The sequence below is a fragment of the Streptomyces sp. NBC_00086 genome (assembly GCF_026343255.1).
Lineage (GTDB): Bacteria > Actinomycetota > Actinomycetes > Streptomycetales > Streptomycetaceae > Streptomyces.
Genome location: NZ_JAPELZ010000002.1, coordinates 160,760 through 178,000 on the forward strand (window position 1 = coordinate 160,760; position 17,241 = coordinate 178,000).

A 17,241-nucleotide genomic window follows, 5' to 3' on the forward strand; every position below is an offset into this window, starting at 1 on the left:
GGCCCGGCCGGGCATCTGTCAGGAAAGGTAGGGGACGACGGCGAGACCCGTCAGGCCATTGGCCAGATAGGAGCCGAGCCCGTGGAAATCGAGCCCGTTGTCGAACACTTCGTCCTGGTCCACGGGGAACACCTCGGAGAGCTTCGGCGGGATTGCCACCAGGTCGCCGACGTCAGCGATGTTCGTCCAATGCTCGACGCCCGCGGGACGGGCTCCTCGTCCCGCGCGCAGGCCCGGCTCCAGGCGCCGCGCGAGCGAAGGCAGGCGCAGGGGCGAGCCCAAGGTGACGAGCTGACGGACCCGCAGTTCAGGATGGGCGTGCAGGGTCTCGTACGCGACGACGGAACCAAGTGAGTGGGCGACGATGACCTTCGGCTGCTCACGCTGGATCGTCTGTGCCACCCGCTCCTGGACGAGACGGCGCCGCTCCGACCAGGTCGTGTACGCCTCCACCTCGCGCAGCATCGCCAGCATCATGCGTTCCAGCCGGCGCACCGTCCTGTCGCGCAGGCGCCGCCCCATGGGCCCTTTACGGTCGTCGACCAGCCAGCCCAGGAGCTGACGCAGAGGCGCCAGCCCGATGTTCTGCACCTGCTCGGGCACGGGAGCACCCGCCGTCACCAGCCATTCGGCGGCGTCCTCGCGTTCCCGGGCGGTGAGCTTCTCGAATCCGTCTTCTTCCTGTCCTTCCTCGTCGGCCTGGGCTTCATCCGGCAGGCCGGGCCGCAGCAGATCGGCGTAGTAGGCCATGGCCAGGTCCGGATCCGCCGCCCCCGCAAGACCGGCCTTGGCGAGCCCCGCCGCGAGTTCGGTCCGGCATTGCGCGGCGGCCTCCAGCGCCGCCTCCTGCGGCGTCGCTCCTCGGACGTAGTTGAAGATCCCGTGGACCAGCACAACCTGCGCCATGGCCTACCCCCCTCCGAACAGCCGGACCTGCTCCGGCCACATTGCCCCTCTGCATACCCAACCGCCCACGTGGCGAGACACCCCCTGCTACCAGTCGGGATCCCGGGGACCACTGCGCGCCGGCGGCCGCGCGGTTCTCATCGGGTACGTCGTGGGCAAGCCCCTGCGGGTCGACCTTCCGGCGCTGCCGGCCCGGGACGTGGCGCTGCTGCCGGTGAACATGGTCCGGCGAGGGCGGCGAAAGCGGCACGATCCACCCCTCGCCATGGCCTCCGCGCGGGCCCACCAACCGACGAACTGACCGGCCGCGTCGTGCGCTGAGATGCCGCCCACCCGCTAGTTCAAGGAGAGCCACATGTCGACGCTCTCGATCCCCCGTTCGCGAAAGACGCCGGCTGGCTTGAATCCCGCCTTTTCGTAGGCGCGGATCGCCTGGGCGTTGGAGGTTCGGGTGCCGCCGAAGAGGATGACGTGTCGGCATCCGCGCTGACGCAGGATGCCGAGGGCCCCTTTGAGCAGCTCGGTTCCGAGACCGTTGCCCTGCAAATGATCGGCAACGACGGGGGCGATGCGGCAGTCCGCGCCGTTCTCGATTGCCCACCCGAGATTCCGGTAACGCGCCTTCTCGCCCTCCGGGATTGCGAACTGGGCCAGCAGATAGGCCACCACGTGATCGTCATGAGCATCCGCCAGCACGAAACGCAGGGCGGTCGGGTCATCGAGAGCAGCACAGATCCGCTCCGCTTCAGTCCGGTCGAGCGGATGCGGGTGGTAGCGCTCTCTGGTCCCCGCCGAGAGTGCTTCGAGAAAATCCCCGAAACTGGAGGCGTCTCCACTCTTCAGGGCACGCAGGGTGGCGACAGCGCCATTGATCCCGGTGACCGGCCTCGCGAGGAACGGCTGCGCGATGGAATCGTCCATGCCGGGCAGCGTAGCCAACCTGCCCAGGGGAGGGGAGGCAACGGGCGGAGGCTGTCCCGCCTGGGGTGTGGAGCGTGCGCGTTCGGTGGCGAGGACCTTGGGTCTCGGGGTTGGAGTGGCCGTTGCGGCAGCTTCTACTACGAGGAGCGTCAACTGCTGCGGCAGCAACAGGTCCTCGTGTTACGGGCGCCAACGCGATGAGCCAGGCCGACGCCGACACCGCGCACCGTGAACGCACCGCACAGATGATCCGGCTGGCCGAACTCATGGCCGCAGGGCATCCGGCCGACGCCGACCCGGTCCAGGCCGAAACCGACGCCCAGTACCGGGCGCTGACCGAACTGCGCGCCGTCTCCGCCGAGGACTACCGGGCCATCGGACGCTCCATCGTCGACAACGAGACTGGCGCGCCGCATACGAGGCCATCGCTTCCGGCCTGGCCGCGTACCAGCGCGACGCCATCGAGACCTACGCCAGCACCCGGCTGACCTGAGACACGACGCAGCCGCCATCGGGGGAGAGGCGCTATGGCGCATGCGTCGCGTCACGGAGGTCCGGCGAGGTTCGATCAACGATCCAGCGGGGCGGAATGCGCCAACGACGTCCCCCACCGGGGCCCTCAGTCGTGCCCCGAGCCGTTCCCCAAGTCGTGCGCACGGTCAACCGTCCTGCCCTCCCCGGCGTGTAAGCCTCCGGAGGGGAGCCCGGGAAACCCGGGAAACCCGGGGAACCCGAGGGAGACAGGGGGCGGGCATGGCCGGGACGAGGAATCCGGTGGGGCTGTGGGGGTGGGTGACCCTGGGGCGCGTACTGGTCGCCGTGGGGGCGCCGGTGGCGGCCGCCGGGGTGGCGTTCGGCGTCGGGTGGGCGGGAGCGGGCGGCTGGCTGGGCGGCGGACTGGTGGTGCTCGGCGGGATCGTCGTGCCCCTGGCGGGGCTCGCCTACCATGCTGCCCGGGCCGGGCAGCGCGGCGCACTACTCATCGCCTGGAGCGCGTTGCCGGCGGCCGTCGGAGGGTTCCTCGCTCTGAACTCCGTGGACCACGTGGCGCTGCGAGAACGGGGAGTGGAGGTCACCTGCGTGGTCGAGGCCGTGACTTCCCGCGTCGAGAGGTACTCCACCTTCAACGTCGAGACCGGCCAGACCGTCCACCAGACCACCAAGTACGACCACCGGCTCGGCTGCCCGCCCGGTGGTCCCTCCGCCCTGACCAGGGACGAGGAACTGGCTAAGGCCGGCGCCCAGTTGCGCTTGGTCTACGACCCGCGGGGCGAGGTGCAGCCGGAGAAGCCCGGGGACGTCCACGGCGAGGGCATGCGGCACGCCGTCTTCGCCGCGCTGCTGCTCGCGATGGCCATGGGACTGTGCGGAGCCCTCGCGGAGGCCCTCATGGTGTACCCGCTGCCAGAGGACCGGTGAACGACTGAAGGCGGCACCCCCGCAGGAGAGCCGCCAAGGGAACGGAAGCGCATGAATCCCAGCGACCAGAACGGCTCCGCTTCCGCTCGCGCTGCCGACAAGGCGCCCCGCTACGGCAACCGGCGCGCCCTCTGATCAGTCGCACGTTCTGATCCTGCACCGGTCATGCACCCGGCGCACGAGAGGCTTCAGTGGGGCGCGTTCCTCGAACTCGGCAACACTCCAGAGCCGGCCCAGCACCTGTCCGCCGGCCACAGCAAGAGGTCCGTCGCCCGCCGGCTCGGCACGGGATCCGGTACGGTCCTCCGCTGTGCCGAAGCCGCGGAGCCGGAGCTGTTGCTCACCGGCCAGCGGCAAAGCCGTCCGACCAAGCTCGACGCCCTGGAACTCCGGAGTCGTCGAAGGCCATGCCCATCGGATCAAGATGCTGAAGCGCCAGATGTTCGGCCGCGCAGGCTTCGAGCTTCTCCGCCAGCGCGTCCTGCTTCACACGTGACACCCGTGTCCCACACTGACTCGTCAACGCAATAGCCTCAGCTTGTGACCCACAGCAGCAGCCAGAACGAGCAGCCTCACCCCGTCGCCCTCCCTCCCTTTCAAACACTGCTGGACCATACGAACTGGGCGTCGCTCGCGACAGCCTGCGGGACGGGCGAGGCTCTGCCGGCAGCATTGACGCTTCTCATCAACGCCGACCCGGTCATCAGGGAGTCCGCTCTCCACGATGCGCTCGGGCCCGTGACTCACCAGAACAGCATGTACGAGGCCACTATCCCGGTGGCGCTCTATGCCGCGGCGATCCTCAACCATCCGGCCATCACGGCGGGCGACGACAACCCCGACGTCGAAACACAGAACCACCCGACTCTCCTGCGCCTCCTCGACTGGCTCGGCGACACCGCCTACGACGCCAACGACGAGTGCGTCGCCACCGGTGAACGCGTCTTCGACGAGAGCTTCCTCGACGAGAGTGAGGAGATGCGTGCGTTCCGGAAGGCGCGCCCAGCGATCTTCTCCGCAGTTCACCCCCTTCTCGGTCATGACGACGAAGCCGTCCGTCACACCGCCCTGGTCACTGCCATTCCCCTCATCGAGCATCCCCTCCTCACCCCACACCAGGCCGATCTGGCCGACCACGCCCGACGCCTACTGGCCGTCAGCACCGACCGACACCACCGCGACCGCGTCCTGGACGCGCTGAAGGCCTGGGGCCACGACACCAGCGAATCGGAGAACGAGTCCGACATCGCGGCCCGCGAGCACTACGCCCACCTCAGAGCCGCCCGCGCTTCTTGGGACGGCAACTGGACAGGCGGCTACAGCGACGACCCGCCGTTCTGACTCAGGGCCCGTGCCCCCTCAGCCCCCATGGATCACCCTGCGTGGCCGCACCACAAGCAGTGGACCAGAGCCGTTTGTCGCACTGACCTGCGCTGCGCCCCTCCACCGGCCGGACCCACGATTCCACCTGTAGACGGCTGTTCCGACAGCCGGGAAGCCGCCCCCGGACCGGCCCGACCCGGCGCAAGCCGGTCGTAGGGCAGGGCGCTTACGTCACCAGGTGCAGCGATGTTCCAGCGATGCCCAGCCGTACGCTCTGGCCCCAGGTCAGCTCCAGCGCGTCGCTCTCCATCCCGTCGCCGAATACCACGATCCGGTCCGACTCCACGGTCAGCTGCAACCCCTGACCCCGCCCCAGCTCCCCGGCGACCCTCGTCGTACCGGTCGCGGGCGAGGGCCAGGCCTCCCGCACGAACCACAGGAGCCGCTGCTCGCAGGGTGCGGGCAGCCCTGCGGAGCTGCCGCGCTCCAGCCACAGGGAACGCAGCCAGCCGGTGGCGCCCGTGCCTGTGCCCACCAGCACCCCGGAGGACGCCTGGGCCTCGCCCGGGCCGTTGTCGCCGTCGGAACCCAGGCGGTAGCGGGCTGTCTGGTGACCGTACGAGCCCAGGTAGATCTCGTTCAGCGCGAGAAGGCGCTGGGTGTCGTCCGCGACGGCCTCGACCATGGTCAGCTCCTCCGCCCGGCCTCCGGCAGCGATTGCGGCACGCAGCAGCGCAGCCGTGTCGGCGCAGCGGTGACGGACCAGGACTCCCGGGTTTCGCCCGGGGTCGGTGTCGATGCCCACTACCGGCTGTCCGCGCAGGTACTTCGCGGTATTGGCGACCAGGCCGTCCTGGCCGACCACGACCACCACGTCCTCCGGGGCGAACAGGAAGCGGTCCAGGTCCGCCCGCTCCACCCGGGAGCTGCGCCAGGTGAGCGGCACCGCCGCCGCCACCTCCCGCAGCGCCTGCCGCGTGCGTTCGTGGCGGCGGGCCACCTCGTCGATCGACCGGCCCCGGCTGGAGAGGAAGAACGCGGCCTGCCCGTGCGTCCCGTGCCGGGCGAGCAGTTCCTCGTACTCGGTTCTGCGGTGCACGAGCACCGCCCTTGGGGCCAGGCTCACGCGCCCGCGCCGCTTTCCGGGCGTCCGAGCTTGGCGAGGAGCCCGGTGAGGACGTCAGGAGAGAGGGTGATGCTCTCGATCCGCGGCAGGTTCTCCGCCAGCCGGGTCACCGCCAGGGCGTGCAGCGTGCCCGGGCCGGCTTCGTCGTGCACCCGCAGCCAGGCTGCCTGAACCTCGGCGTTCGCCGCGCCCGTCTCGCGCGCCGCCTCGGCGTCAGCGAGGGCCAGGCGGACCTTGCGGGCCGCCTCGGTCTCGGTCCGGATGCCGTCCGCCGCCGCCTTCTCCTCGGCCTCGCGGCGGGCGTTGGTGCCGCGCTGGTCGATCAGTTGCTCCTCGCGCCTGGCCAGTTCGATCTGACTGGCCAGCTCGTTCTCGGCGATGGCAAGCTCACGCTCGACGGCGACGGCCCGCCGTTCATAGGTGGCCCGGTCCGCCTCCTGCTGGATCTGCTCGCGGGCCGGGGTGCGCAGGGCGCGTTCCACCTCGGCCTCGGGGCGGATCGCCACGACCCGAACGGCCACCACATCGATGCCGGTGGCCGGGAGTCTGGGCTCGGCGGCGAGACCGGCGGTGACGCTTCCCCGCACGGAGGCGACGCCGTCCACCAGAGCGACGGCCAGCGGAGTCCGGGCCAGTACGTCGAGCGTGTGCTGCTGCGCGGTTTCGGTGAGGAGAGTGGCGATCTGCTCCAAGGGGGCTCCGCGCCAGCTCCCGGTGTCCGGGTCGACGGAGAAGTCGAGCCGGGCCGCGGCTTCGGCCGGGTCGCTGATCCGGTAGGTGACGGTGGCCTGCACGGCGACGTCCTGAAAGTCGGACGTACGGGCGTGGAACGCCATGGCCAGCTCCCGGTCGTCGACCGGGACTTCGGACAGCGCCGCTGAGAGTGACCGGTACCAGAAACTGAGCCCCAGCCCGTCGTGGACGAGTCGGCCGCGCTTGTGGTGGCGGATGTGAGTGGTGGGCGCGGAGCGCAGATGACGCCAACCAAAGCGTCGGGTGATGTCGGCCATGGGGAACCCCCTTCATTTCGTCAATGCGACGATAACGAGATGTGTTCATATCGTCAAGAGGACGAAAAGGGGCGCTGAGGCCGTGACCGCCCGGTTCACTCTCGGCTGGAGCTCCGGCAGCATCGAGGGCCCCGTCAGCCGCATCATGAAGATCAAGCGGCAGCTCTACGGCCGGGCCGGATTCGCACCACTCCGACGGACATAATGCGAGCTGTGGACATGAGGCCGGAGTTGTTGCCCCCGCCAGTGAGCCGGCAGCGGCTGGACGAGCTGTGCGCCGAGGTTGAGCGGATCGCTGAGCTGCTGGTCGCCCGCCCAGAAGCGGTGGGCGAGGCGATCGCGGCCTTCAACGCGATGACAGGTCACGACTACGTGGCTCTCGACTTCGCCGAGTACGACGCGAGCAGGAGCCTGGAGGAGTTCGCGAGGGAGGCGGCCCGGCCGGCTCGCCCTGTGGTTGCGGACATCACCCGGGACGAGCTCGTTGAGATCGTTCGCAGACTCCTCATGGCTGCCCCGGAGAGCGACTACTACCTGCGGCTCCTGGCGGCGAACGTGGCGCATCCCCAGGTGAGTGACCTGGTCTTCCACCCCTCGGATAGCCTCCAGAACGCCTCTGCGGAGCAGATTGTCGATGAGGCTCTGAAGTACCGGCCGATCGCGCTCTGAGCTGTCGGGTAAGTCAACTGGCCGTGGCTTGTTGTTCGGCGCGGGCGTAGCTGCTCGCGAGGTGGCAGGAGCCGGAGCCACATGGACATCGAACGCCACCGTCACACTCCGCGAGGACTTCCCGAGACTCCTCCAGGACCTGTGTCAGAACCCGCAATCATCGACCTAGCCGGTCCGGCAGGAGCCGGGCCTTTTCGTGCACCAGCCCCGATGCGCGGAAGGCGTGGACCGAATCTGAGGCCCCCGGAGCGCTCAAATGGCGGTCAGGATGGCACGCAGCCGCTCGTCCTCGCGGATGATGCTGTTCGCGAGGCCCGATACGACGATGCGCTGGTCCTGCTCGGCGAGTTCGGCCACGCGCAGGCGCTGGTGGGTGCTCAGGGCGGTGGCACCGAGGGCTTGGAGGGCCTCGCAGGCGCCGGAGATGTCCGCTCCGGTTTCGGCGGAGTGGAGAGCTGCCTCGGCGAGTTGGCCGAGGTCGACGACATCGGGGTCGGCGATGGCGAGCAGTGCGAGGACGCCGGCTGGGGCCTTCTCGGGGTCGGCGAGCAGTTGTTCCAGTCTGGGGATCAGGGGCCGGGCGGCCGCTCCGAGCAGGGTGGCTGCGCGGAGGGCGTGGACGACGGTCCACCGGTACCAGAGGTGGTTGCCGGTGGTGCGGTCGAGGACGGAGGCCAGGATCGTGACGGCTTCCTCGGCGTTGCCGGCGATCTGCCACAGGGCGGTGGCGATCGCGATGTCGCGGTCCAGCTGCGGGGTGGTCGGCTCGACGTCTTGGCTGACTGCGGCCCGCAGGGCGGGGAGCAGTCCAGCGGCCGTCACGCCCAGAGCAGCGGCGGCCTGGGCAGCCTCACCGACCTCGCGCGGGCAGGCGGCGAGTGCCTGGGCGACGGCATCGAGTACGACGTCGGTCTCGCCGGTGAGGTCGTGGTGGGCCCGAGCCACCATCAGCGACCCGGCGGCGGCACGCAGCGAGGCGCCGGCCTGCTCGCGCTCGGCCTGCGGGGCGGCGGCTGCCACCGCGGTGATGGCGGTGGACGCGTACGGGAAGCGGGGCAGCACTGCGTACAGCTCGGGCAAGGCGGCAGCGGCCTGCGGCCCCCACTGGCGCAGGAGCTGGACCAGGTCGGCGGTCTCGTTGTTGCCGAGCCCGTCTGCGGCCAGGTGTGCGCGGACGGCGGCGAGCAGGTCCCGGTCGAAGGGGAAGGCGGGGGCCTGGAAGTCTCCTGCGGCGTCGAGCGCGCGGGGGCGCCGGTCGAGCTCCCGGGCCAGCAGCGGCGCGGCCTGTTGGGGCGCGACCCGAACGAGCGCGGCCAATGCCTGGTCGGCAGTCTCGTCGTCGGCTTGGGCGGCGAGTACGGCGAGAGCGTCCGCGGCCTCGGCGGCGGCCGGGCCGAGCTTGCCGAGCAGGGTTGACGCCGGGTACTCGGCCGCGAGAGGGCTCAGGGCCGGGACGAGTCGCCGGGGAGCGCTACGGGAGAGGTGGCAGGCATGGTCAGCCGCGGCGAGCGCCTCGGTCCGCACCTCGGGGCGGCCGTCGCGCAAGGCGGCATCCAGCAGGGCGAAGGCGGCCTCGTGGTCTGCTTCGATCTTGCGGCCCAGCAGGCTGTCAACGATCGTGTGCAGCGGCTCTCGGTGGTGCATGCTGTATCGGTCGACAGCGAATTCGCGGGCGGGTAGAAGGCCGAGCGTGGCATCGTGATGGGCGTCGGTCCACGGCTCCCCGGCGGCCAGAGCGACGAGGAGCGCGGCCAGGCGTACCGGCGCGGGCGTGTCTGCATCGAGCAGCGCCAGGGTCTCGACGGCGGCGCCGGAGCTGTCGACCCGTCCGAGGGCGATGAGCAGTTCGGCCCGGACACCGGGATCGGCCTCGGCCGTCCACCGGCTTCGCAGGGCGACGGGGGCAGCCTCGGTATCTCCGGTGTGGCCGAGGGTCCAAGCGGTGAGTAGCCGGACGTTCACGTCTTCATGTGCCAGCAGGGGTATCAACAGCGGGATTTGAGCCGCAACGGCGGCCCGGACGGCACCCGGCGCGATCTCCCACTCGTCATCGCTCTCGGCCAACCCGCCGAGCAAGCAGAGAACTTCGGCTGTCCCGGGCGGGGCAGCAGCAACAATCCGGGCGAGGTACGGGACGGCGTCCACGCTGGCGGGATACACCGTGCCCTGGTGGAGGATGCACGAGTACAGCTCCGAGATCGCCTCTCCGGCGTCCCCGGCGTCCCCGTCGCCCTCGGCGAGGGCGCGCAGCAGGTCAGGCAGGTCCTCGGCGGGGCCGTAGGCGTGCGAGACGGAGGCCCAGGGGTGGGCGTCGAGTCCGGTGAGGGCGTCAGCGAGATCCATGGGCGTGATCTTCGCAGCTGGGTCCGACAGGACTGTGAGGGGCCTGCCGCGACCTGCGTGAGCCCGGCTGCCTCGTCCCTACCGTCTGCGCTCGCACCATTCCCACTCCGACAACCTCCGCTGAGGAGTGACCGGACGTGCTGGTTGAACTCCGGGAATGCCCCATCTGCTGGACGAAATTCCAGGTCGACTCCAATGCAGCCGCCCAGCCCACCCAGTGCTGTGACCGGGAAGGTTTGCCGGGGCGCGGCGTCCGATGCGGTGCATGGCAAGGCGGAGGGCCGGGGCTCGTACTGGACGTACCTGCCCGGTCCGACAACGCGGCGAGGTGCCGTGCCGGGCGTCGCGCCCCGGTGAGCCTTTCCGGCCACAGCACTAGGCTCTGTCCGGCGGATCATGAGGCCATAGGGTCTGACCGTGATTAACCTCCAGGTCCGAGGCGAGAACGGCACGATCGAGGCCCGCGCGAAGCACGGTGTGGTTTGGGGTCCTGAGCTGGCTGGTCTTGATCAGTCAGTGTTTCCAATGCTGGGACACCTGCTGCCGTACGCGGACACCGTTTTCAACCACCGGCAGGTGTCCACCCTGTTGGAAGAGGTACCGCGGCTGCCTGCAGGCGTGCTAACTGATGAGTTCGTGCGCGAGTTGATCGAGCTGGGGCAGGTAGTCCTCGACGGGCAGGGCCTGTACCTGTGGTTCCTCGGGGACTGAGACTGCAGGCCGGGTCAGCCCCGGAGCCATAGCCGGACAGCCGCGGTGGTGACGGTGCCGTGGAAGACGTAGGCCCTCTTGTCATAGCGGGTGGCGACGGCCCGGGAGTTCTTGAGCCGGTTGATCGTCCGCTCGACCTCGTTACGGCGTTTGTAGATCTCGCTGTCGAAGCCGGTGGGCCGGCCGCCCCCACTGCCGCGGCGTTTGCGGTTGGCCCCCTGGTCCTTCGGTTCGGGGATGGTGTGCTTGATCTGGCGTCTTCGCAGGTAGCGCCGGTTCCGACGTGAGCTGTATGCCTTGTCGCCGCCCAAGTGGTCCGGCCGGGTGCGGGGGCGACCGCCCTGGGAGCAGGGAACGCGGATCCGTTCGAGGACCTCGATCATCTGCGGCGCGTCGCCCCACTGGCCGGGCGTGACCAGGAAGGCCAAAGGTTTGCAGCCGCCTTCACCCGCGAGGTGAATCTTGCAGGTCAGGCCGCCCCGAGACCGTCCGAGTCCTTCGTCAGGGCGGTGGTGCCGAGGCGTCGTCCTTTTTTCGGGACACGTGGCTTCTTCTTGCGAGCGCCAGCCGCGTGCTGATGGGCACGGCAGGACGTCGAGTCGACGCTGACCATGCTCCAGTCGATCCGGCCCGCGAGGTCGGCGTCGGCTTGGACGGCACACAGGATCCGGTCCCACGTGCCGTCCGCCGACCAACGCCGGTGCCGTTCATAGACGGTCTTCCAGCTGCCAAAACGCTCGGGAAGGTCCCGCCACGGTATGCCCGTCCGGACCCGGAACAAGATCCCGTTGATCACTCTGCGGTGGCCGTTCCACCGTCCCCCACGCAGCCCCGACGCCGGCAAGTGCGGCTCCAGCCGGACCCACTCGGCATTCGTCAGATCACCCCGCCCCATGCCAGACCCAACGAGCCAACAGTCACATGATCCGCCGGACAGAACCTAGCGCACGCCCCGCCGGAAGGCAGAGGAAGGCCGGCGCAGGGCCCTACCCGTCCGTCGACCTGCGCCGCTCGGCAGGGGTCCGCGGTTGCGCCAAGCCACGCACTCTTCCAACTGCGTCAGGCTCTTACGTCACCACCATGTCCCGGTGCTGTAAGGGAACTGGGCTCGTGACACCCGCCCGGCCAGTCGGCCACTAGCGTACGGCCATTGGGCCCAGCGGCTCAGCCGACCACCACACCACGCTCCGGGAGACTCCGCCATGCTCGTCCTTGGTTCCCGCGCCCTCCTCTCCACGATTGCCCTCGCAGCGACGCTGGCACTGACCGCCTGCGACCCCGCAGGCGAGGCCGAAAGCCCTCCCGCCGCACCCGCACCCGCCGCCTCCACCCCCGTCTCCGCGCCCGCAAGGTCCGGCGTCTCCACCTCGCCCACCGGTTCGGGCAAGCACACGCTGGCCGAGGCCGCCACCGCCGGCGGGCTCAGCAAGGCGACCGGTGCCGGCGCAGTCTCCGACGTCCCGGTCGACCCGGGCGAGATGCGCGACGGCATGAACCTGGTGGTCGCCAACTACAACCGTGCCGGGCAGACCTCCGGCCGCCCCATCCTCTTCGTTGGCGTCGACGGCGTTCCAGAGGACCCGAACAAGCGTCGCGAGCACCTTTGGCGCGGCCTGATCGACTACGCCCTGCAGAACGGCTCGACCGGCACCCCCACCACCGCCAAGCCGTACCAGCCCGGCCCCTTCGGCGGATCCCTCGAGTGCCTGAGCCTGCCCGAGGCCACCAACGCCACCGACGTCATCTGCGGCTGGGCCGACACCACCACCGCCGCCGTCGCGCTCTTCCCCCGCACCACCCCGGCCGACGCGGCCCGCCTCTTCGCCGCCATGCGCGCCGACTTGGAACACTGACCGCCCGTCAAACGCCCCCCGTGGCTGGGGCCACGCGCTGGTGCCCCAGGCGGTCCGCGCTCGTACGGTGTCACCAATACGGTGCTCCCCCCACGAGGCTTGGGCCGCTCTGGCCTCGTAGTCCGCGCCGAGTAGCCGACTCGGCTCGGAGGGCGGCCACGGCGAAGCACGTACCTACAAGAACGGCTGCTCGGCACCTCGCCCTGGGCCGGCCCCGATCCCGCTGCCCACACCCCTGGCCGACCACCCCGCTCCCCAGGGCGGGGCCGCGAACACCACGGCCGGCTGGCTGTTCCCCGGCCACCTGCCCGGCGCCCACATCCCTGCCGCCGCCCTCAGCCGACGCCTGGCCGCCCATCACATCCCCAACCGGCGCGCCTGGTTCACAGCCCTGGTGGCCCCCGCGTGCGGCCTCCGGTCCGCGGTCCCCGGCCCGATACTCGGCCTCCACCTGATCACGGCCGTCCAGTGGCGCCGCCGAGCCGCCACCGACTGGCCTGCCTACTTCCAAGCACGCCAGCGCGCCCTTACCAACGGCCTCCACAGCCCGTGCACTGATCCGGTCGTCAGGGAAGCCCGCCCGGGCCGCGCCAGCTTTGCTCCCTCCCCCCCCGTCGGACCGGGGTGGCTGGGGAGCGATTCGCGTCCGGCCGCAGATACAGGCTGACATCCGCGGCCAGGCCCAGCGGCCCATCGGTGGCCCTCGGCAGTGGCAGGCAACCAGTGTTCTGCGAAGGCGGTCGATGTCGATCCGGCCTCGATGGAGCCCGGCATAGAGGGTCACCAGCTGGATCATGCGACCGCAAGACGCCCTGCCACCCGCACTCGAACGGCGCCTGCTGGACGCTCGGATCGCTTGCCCGGACATCGCCCGCTCGCGCGACCTCGCCCGTGCCTTCGCCGAGCTCCTCCGCCGAGTTCCTCCGCCACCGGCGCGGATGCCTACTGACCGAGTGGATCCGCCAAGCCGAGTTGGATAGTTGGACGCCCCGAAGCCGGCAAGCGGCTTCGCAGGCCTTCTCCGACAGGACCTCACCCCCGCCACCGCCGGCCTCCCCCTCCACCGGAGCTTCGGCATCGTCGAAGGCCACGTCAGCAGAGTCAAACGCTCAAGAGGGCAATGTCCGGACGGGCCTCTTTCGGTCTCCTGCGGACCCGAATCCTCATCACGCCGTAGTCTTCCAGCATGCGCTACCTGGCAGAACCATTCATCCTCGGCGCCCTTGAGCGGGGCCGTTCTGTCGAACAGTTCCTCGGACCGTCTGGAAGCCCCGAGCGCCCGGGGATCCACTGGGTCGAGCTAAAGCCAGTACGCGGGACCTACGAGGTCTACCTGCACGCCGCACTCGACTGCGAACCCCTGACCAGTGACCTGGATTCGCTGCCACCGCTGTTCGACAGCGACGAGGAGGACTTCGGTCTCCTCCTGGCAACCGCGAACGGTCCCCTCGCCGTCCTGCAAGCTGCCGAGACCCAAACGGGAGCAGTGCGCACTCGCTGGGTAAACCAGTCCATGGCAGGCGACGACTACCGCGACTACGTAGTCGCGAGCCGCCCAACCAATGCTTCTGACGGCCAGCCGTGGCCGACGTCGTATACGTCCTGACCTGCTATTTCACGGAACTCCGGCCAGAGCCGTTTCCAAGAATCGCCACCACTGCTAGTAGATGCCTGGTTCTCCCCGCATGGCCGTTGGGGCGCGTTGTCAGCGCGGGGTGCGCAGGCCGCCCAGGATGAGGTCGGCGACATGGTGGGCGTGTGAGCGGACCGCCGCGGCGGAGTCCGGCGGGTGGCCGAGGCGGGCGCTGAGTGCGGGGTTGGCCCAGGGGGCGGTGCCGCCTGCGGTGATCATGAAGTAGACCGTGGGCAGGGGAACGCCCTTGAGGGTGCCGTCTTCGACGAGTTGCGCGTACAGGGGCGCGAAGCGGTTGATGGTGGGCTCAATGTGCCGGGTCCAGAGGTGAGTGACGCGCTCGGAGTCGTGGGTGGTCTCGGAGTTGACCAGGCGGAGCAGGTCCGGCTGGTGTGCCGCGGCTTCCACGAAGGTGACGATCATGCCGTGCAGCCGGTCGAACGCAGAGCTTGCCGGGTCCTCCACCCGGTCCAGTGCCCGGGTCAGGCGTGCGCAGGCATCGTCGACGGCGGCTTTCCACAAGGCCTCTTTCGAGCCGTACCGCTTGGTGAGCATGTTGTGGCTGACGTTGAGGTCGGCGTTGAGGGAGCGGAGCGAGACGCCCTCGAATCCGTGGCGGGAGAAGGCCGTGAGCGCGGCGCGGAGGATTTCCGCCTCGGGGACCAGGCGCCGTGTCTTGTGGGCGACGTCGGATGGGGCGTGCGTCATACGGTCAGGCTATCCGGCGCGCTGGTGTCCTGGAGACGCCGACGTTGCCTTCCCGCGGGTGTGCCCAGCCGTGCCCCTGATGGTGCGGTCGGTCCAGGAGGCCGGGAGGCCGGGAGGCCGGGAGGCCGGGAGGCCGGGAGTGCGGCGGGCGCGCTACCGCGCGAACACGGGAGCAGAGGGAAACCGACCTGGCCCCTCGGCCATGAACCTTCCCCCCTCGTCGGGGCCATGGCTCGGCCGGTCGGAGTGCCGTGCCGGGGTGATTACGGAGCGGATCGATGTTCGTCGAGAGAGCGGATGTAGGCACGGGCGACGGCGATGTTCTGCGCGACAAGGGCGGCTTTGCGCGCGGGTCTGGTCTGCCAGCGGAATCCAAGGCCGACGGCGGGATGGAGGGCGGCCAGAGTCGGCTGGAGCAGGCGAGCAGGCGCCCGACCAGGGGGGTCCGCATGAAAGCGGGTGACCAACGCCCGCAAGAGGGGACGGCCCACCGCGGCGGGAAACCCCAACTGCGCGCGCAGGGTCTCGGCGACGGCTTCGATGGTGTGCCGGGCAAGGCCGTCGGCCTCGGGGGCAGTCGGCGACTGGTGGGGCGCTGCGAGTTGGCGGTGGACCTCGGCGGCGGCGGCCGGACCCGTCAGGTGCTCGACGAGGTGGGGTTCAATGCCCAGCAGGTGCGCAATGTGCTGCCAGTAGCGGTACAGCGCTCCCAGTTCCGGCTCGGTCCAGGTGTAGCCGAGCATCGCCTCGGCACGGAACGAGGTGTGGGTGAAGGCCAGCCATGTACGAAGCAGATCCGCCTGGTTGATGGGTAGACCGTGCGCCGCCGCGTCGTAGCCGCGTCCCAGGGCCGCCAGACGAGCGCGGGCATGGACGAGGCGCACGTGGGCCGTGGCGATGTAGCCGGCCCGCCCCGGGTGCAGCGCACCTGGGAGCAGTGCGGAGTTGACCCACAGCCCCGTCGCATCCAGGCGCGCGGCGGCCGTGTCCACGAGAGATCCGGTGGCGGTCAGGGCCGCCGCGATCGAGGGAGTCCGGTAGACCTCGACTAAGGAGCCGGCCGACAGCGCGACGGCGTGTACCCACCCCGGGTGGGTGAACCACACCTGCGCCCCGGATTCGAGGATGTCCGGGTCGAGGTGCGCGGGCGGATGCTCGAGGTCGTGGAGGAATGCGGCCAAGGCCGGTTTGGGATGGGCCAGGGCCTGCGAGCCATGGGCAAGCCCGCGGTGCAGATCGTGGCGATCCTGCTTCCCGCGGCTGCGCATCTCCTCCACGAGCTCATCCGCCAGGCGATCCGCCACGTCGCGGGCACGGCTGGCCCAGAGCGGGATCTGACCGTCCCGGTCACGGCTTTCGGGCATGACTGCACCACCCTCTCGAAGAGTTGACAACTGTCAACTTGGCGAGTCTGGGGCACCCTTACCCCGAGAGACAAGAGGCCGTACAGTCCCCGCGGCACATCAGACGACCCCTCGACCGACGAGGCGCAGCTCCCTCCCCGCCGGGGGTTCACACGCGTCCCTCAGCCGTACGTCGACTTGCCCCCCGGAGATGCCCCACATCACTGCGAGCGCCCCAGCGCCGGGTGATGCTGGACTTCTTCCCCGAGGCCCGGGTGATGGGTGAGGCGCCGGCGTAGGCCTTCAGGCCACGGGCGTCGGCGAACCGGGTGCGATCGTCTCCGATCTCGGCCAGCACACGGGCACCGAGCTGGGTGCCGAGGCCGGGAAAGCTGAGGATGATCTCCGCGTCAGGATGCTGCGGGAAGACCTCCTCCACCGCCTGGGCGAGTTCGTCCGCGGGCGATGCTCCCGACCTGGTGCCTGATCCGCGCCGACGGCACGATGTTCGTCGGCGCCTTTGATGCCGGCTGGGAGGGGCGCGAGTCCGCCACCCACAAAGTGGTGGCCACCGCGCACGGCCCGCTGTTGAGGGGGTACCGGCGGATGTTCGAAGCGATGGTGACGAGCGCACGGCGCACCGTCTACCCGGAAGGCGGAAGTACAGGGTGATCGAAGCGGAGCTGAAAGCCCGGGTCCCGGACCGCGAAGCCCTGGTGGAGCTACTCGACAAGCTCACCGAGGGACGCCCGGAGGTCTACCGGGACACCTACTACGACACAGCAGAACGGGCCCTCGAAGCCCGGGACGCCGAACTCCGGGTACGCACAGTGGAGAGCGCGGACGGCACGGCGCGCACGGTCCTGACCTACAAGAGCGCCGCCGTCGACACCGCCTCCGGCTCGAAGCCGGAATACGAGACCGCGGTGAGCGATCCGGATGCGGTGCGCGCCGTGGTGCGCGCGGGCTGGGCTACGAGCCGGTCATCGCATTTTCGAAGCACTGCACGAACTACACCGTGACCATCCGGGGCCGGGAGCTGCTCGCCACGGTGGTCCAGGTCCCGGAGATCGACGGCACGTTCGTGGAAGTCGAGACCATGACCGACCCCGACGGGCTGACCCACGCACTCGCGGACGTCCGTGCCTTCCTGGCCGGCCTCGACGTCGGTGAAGGGGACCTGACCCGCGAGCTGTACACGGACGCGGTACGGGCCCGTCGGGGGTAGCGCTCAGCCGGCCCGACCAGGGCCCCGCCGACCTGGCGTACGTCCCGC

Annotated in this window: 18 protein-coding genes and 2 pseudogenes; 10 read left to right on the plus strand and 10 right to left on the minus strand. The window is 70.0% G+C overall.

From position 1 onward, the window contains the following. Window positions 1–18: 18 nt before the first annotated feature. A complete protein-coding gene (locus OG276_RS37815; protein ID WP_266913857.1) occupies window positions 19–906 on the minus strand; it encodes a hypothetical protein in 888 nt (295 codons plus the stop codon). Between the two features lie 336 nt (window positions 907–1,242). Beyond that, window positions 1,243–1,827, minus strand: a complete 585-nt coding sequence (locus OG276_RS37820) for a GNAT family N-acetyltransferase (protein ID WP_266913859.1) — start codon at window positions 1,825–1,827, stop codon at window positions 1,243–1,245. 227 nt (window positions 1,828–2,054) lie between these two features. Between OG276_RS37820 and OG276_RS37825 the strand changes: the two are divergent. Both OG276_RS37825 and OG276_RS37830 read left to right on the plus strand, forming a co-directional pair. Beyond that, window positions 2,055–2,320 (plus strand): annotated as a pseudogene (locus tag OG276_RS37825) (TipAS antibiotic-recognition domain-containing protein); the annotation flags it as partial. Between the two features lie 260 nt (window positions 2,321–2,580). After that, window positions 2,581–3,246: a hypothetical protein gene (locus OG276_RS37830; RefSeq protein ID WP_266913861.1), complete on the plus strand. Its 666-nt coding sequence runs from the start codon at window positions 2,581–2,583 to the stop codon at window positions 3,244–3,246. A gap of 340 nt (window positions 3,247–3,586) precedes the next feature. Here OG276_RS37830 and OG276_RS37835 read toward each other — a convergent pair whose 3' ends face one another. After that, complete coding sequence (locus tag OG276_RS37835; protein ID WP_266914180.1) at window positions 3,587–3,736, minus strand: hypothetical protein; 150 nt, start codon at window positions 3,734–3,736, stop codon at window positions 3,587–3,589. Window positions 3,737–3,786: 50 nt separating this feature from the next. Between OG276_RS37835 and OG276_RS37840 the strand changes: the two genes are divergently transcribed. Beyond that, on the plus strand, window positions 3,787–4,587 hold the full coding sequence (locus OG276_RS37840) for a hypothetical protein (RefSeq protein ID WP_266913863.1): 801 nt from the start codon (window positions 3,787–3,789) through the stop codon (window positions 4,585–4,587). A gap of 208 nt (window positions 4,588–4,795) precedes the next feature. On the opposite strand, the gene OG276_RS37845 is transcribed toward OG276_RS37840, so the two are convergent. Then, window positions 4,796–5,695, minus strand: a complete 900-nt coding sequence (locus OG276_RS37845; protein WP_266913864.1) for a hypothetical protein — start codon at window positions 5,693–5,695, stop codon at window positions 4,796–4,798. Beyond that, a complete protein-coding gene (locus OG276_RS37850) occupies window positions 5,692–6,705 on the minus strand; it encodes an SPFH domain-containing protein (protein ID WP_266913865.1) in 1,014 nt (337 codons plus the stop codon). The genes OG276_RS37845 and OG276_RS37850 overlap by 4 nt, the downstream gene beginning before the upstream one ends. A gap of 219 nt (window positions 6,706–6,924) precedes the next feature. Here OG276_RS37850 and OG276_RS37855 point away from each other — a divergent pair, with 219 nt between their 5' ends. After that, the gene (locus OG276_RS37855) at window positions 6,925–7,374 is read left to right on the plus strand and encodes a hypothetical protein (protein ID WP_266914168.1); all 450 of its coding nucleotides are present in this window, start codon (window positions 6,925–6,927) and stop codon (window positions 7,372–7,374) included. Between the two features lie 252 nt (window positions 7,375–7,626). On the opposite strand, the gene OG276_RS37860 is transcribed toward OG276_RS37855, so the two are convergent. Beyond that, window positions 7,627–9,717, minus strand: a complete 2,091-nt coding sequence (locus OG276_RS37860) for a HEAT repeat domain-containing protein (protein WP_266913867.1) — start codon at window positions 9,715–9,717, stop codon at window positions 7,627–7,629. Window positions 9,718–10,134: 417 nt separating this feature from the next. Between OG276_RS37860 and OG276_RS37865 the strand changes: the two genes are divergently transcribed. Further along, a complete protein-coding gene (locus OG276_RS37865) occupies window positions 10,135–10,428 on the plus strand; it encodes a hypothetical protein (protein ID WP_266913869.1) in 294 nt (97 codons plus the stop codon). 14 nt (window positions 10,429–10,442) lie between these two features. Here the strand turns inward: OG276_RS37865 and OG276_RS37870 are convergent. Beyond that, window positions 10,443–11,323, minus strand: a protein-coding gene (locus OG276_RS37870; protein ID WP_266913871.1) for an IS5 family transposase whose coding sequence is annotated in 2 segments (ribosomal slippage) — window positions 10,443–10,963 and window positions 10,963–11,323 — 882 coding nt in all. Because the reading frame shifts where the segments join, the coding sequence is not laid out codon by codon here. 307 nt (window positions 11,324–11,630) lie between these two features. On the opposite strand from OG276_RS37870, the gene OG276_RS37875 reads away from it, so the two are divergent. Together OG276_RS37875 and OG276_RS37880 are read left to right on the plus strand one after the other, a co-directional pair. Continuing rightward, the gene (locus OG276_RS37875) at window positions 11,631–12,281 is read left to right on the plus strand and encodes a hypothetical protein (RefSeq protein ID WP_266913873.1); all 651 of its coding nucleotides are present in this window, start codon (window positions 11,631–11,633) and stop codon (window positions 12,279–12,281) included. Between the two features lie 1,186 nt (window positions 12,282–13,467). Then, window positions 13,468–13,887, plus strand: coding sequence for a hypothetical protein (locus OG276_RS37880; protein ID WP_266913875.1), 420 nt, complete (start codon window positions 13,468–13,470; stop codon window positions 13,885–13,887). A 99-nt stretch (window positions 13,888–13,986) separates the two neighbouring features. Here OG276_RS37880 and OG276_RS37885 read toward each other — a convergent pair whose 3' ends face one another. The 3 genes and pseudogenes from OG276_RS37885 to OG276_RS37895 all read right to left on the minus strand — a co-directional run. After that, window positions 13,987–14,622, minus strand: a complete 636-nt coding sequence (locus OG276_RS37885; protein WP_266913877.1) for a TetR/AcrR family transcriptional regulator — start codon at window positions 14,620–14,622, stop codon at window positions 13,987–13,989. A gap of 263 nt (window positions 14,623–14,885) precedes the next feature. Beyond that, window positions 14,886–15,986 (minus strand): oxygenase MpaB family protein, encoded by a 1,101-nt coding sequence (locus OG276_RS37890; protein WP_266913879.1) that lies wholly within the window; start codon window positions 15,984–15,986, stop codon window positions 14,886–14,888. A gap of 214 nt (window positions 15,987–16,200) precedes the next feature. Continuing rightward, window positions 16,201–16,425 (minus strand): annotated as a pseudogene (locus OG276_RS37895) (transposase); the annotation flags it as partial. 5 nt (window positions 16,426–16,430) lie between these two features. On the opposite strand from OG276_RS37895, the gene OG276_RS37900 reads away from it, so the two are divergent. Genes OG276_RS37900 through OG276_RS40915 form a run of 3 tightly spaced genes read left to right on the plus strand, consistent with a single transcriptional unit; the run spans window position 16,431 to window position 17,193 of the window. Further along, a complete protein-coding gene (locus tag OG276_RS37900; RefSeq protein WP_266914182.1) occupies window positions 16,431–16,637 on the plus strand; it encodes a hypothetical protein in 207 nt (68 codons plus the stop codon). Beyond that, window positions 16,634–16,987, plus strand: a complete 354-nt coding sequence (locus OG276_RS40910; RefSeq protein WP_323182420.1) for a CYTH domain-containing protein — start codon at window positions 16,634–16,636, stop codon at window positions 16,985–16,987. The genes OG276_RS37900 and OG276_RS40910 overlap by 4 nt, the downstream gene beginning before the upstream one ends. Continuing rightward, complete coding sequence (locus OG276_RS40915) at window positions 16,984–17,193, plus strand: hypothetical protein (RefSeq protein ID WP_323182421.1); 210 nt, start codon at window positions 16,984–16,986, stop codon at window positions 17,191–17,193. Before OG276_RS40910 ends, OG276_RS40915 begins: the two co-directional genes overlap by 4 nt. Window positions 17,194–17,241: the final 48 nt, after the last annotated feature.

Bases quoted from the DNA above. Each gene is read 5' to 3' on its own strand.
- OG276_RS37815 (WP_266913857.1), bottom strand. From the start codon at position 906: ATGGCGCAGGTTGTGCTGGTCCACGGGATCTTCAACTACGTCCGAGGA.
- OG276_RS37820 (WP_266913859.1), bottom strand. From the start codon at position 1,827: ATGGACGATTCCATCGCGCAGCCGTTCCTCGCGAGGCCGGTCACCGGG.
- OG276_RS37830 (WP_266913861.1), top strand. From the start codon at position 2,581: ATGGCCGGGACGAGGAATCCGGTGGGGCTGTGGGGGTGGGTGACCCTG.
- OG276_RS37850 (WP_266913865.1), bottom strand. From the start codon at position 6,705: ATGGCCGACATCACCCGACGCTTTGGTTGGCGTCATCTGCGCTCCGCG.
- OG276_RS37855 (WP_266914168.1), top strand. From the start codon at position 6,925: ATGAGGCCGGAGTTGTTGCCCCCGCCAGTGAGCCGGCAGCGGCTGGAC.
- OG276_RS37860 (WP_266913867.1), bottom strand. From the start codon at position 9,717: ATGGATCTCGCTGACGCCCTCACCGGACTCGACGCCCACCCCTGGGCC.
- OG276_RS37875 (WP_266913873.1), top strand. From the start codon at position 11,631: ATGCTCGTCCTTGGTTCCCGCGCCCTCCTCTCCACGATTGCCCTCGCA.
- OG276_RS37880 (WP_266913875.1), top strand. From the start codon at position 13,468: ATGCGCTACCTGGCAGAACCATTCATCCTCGGCGCCCTTGAGCGGGGC.
- OG276_RS37885 (WP_266913877.1), bottom strand. From the start codon at position 14,622: ATGACGCACGCCCCATCCGACGTCGCCCACAAGACACGGCGCCTGGTC.
- OG276_RS37890 (WP_266913879.1), bottom strand. From the start codon at position 15,986: ATGCCCGAAAGCCGTGACCGGGACGGTCAGATCCCGCTCTGGGCCAGC.
- OG276_RS37900 (WP_266914182.1), top strand. From the start codon at position 16,431: ATGCTCCCGACCTGGTGCCTGATCCGCGCCGACGGCACGATGTTCGTC.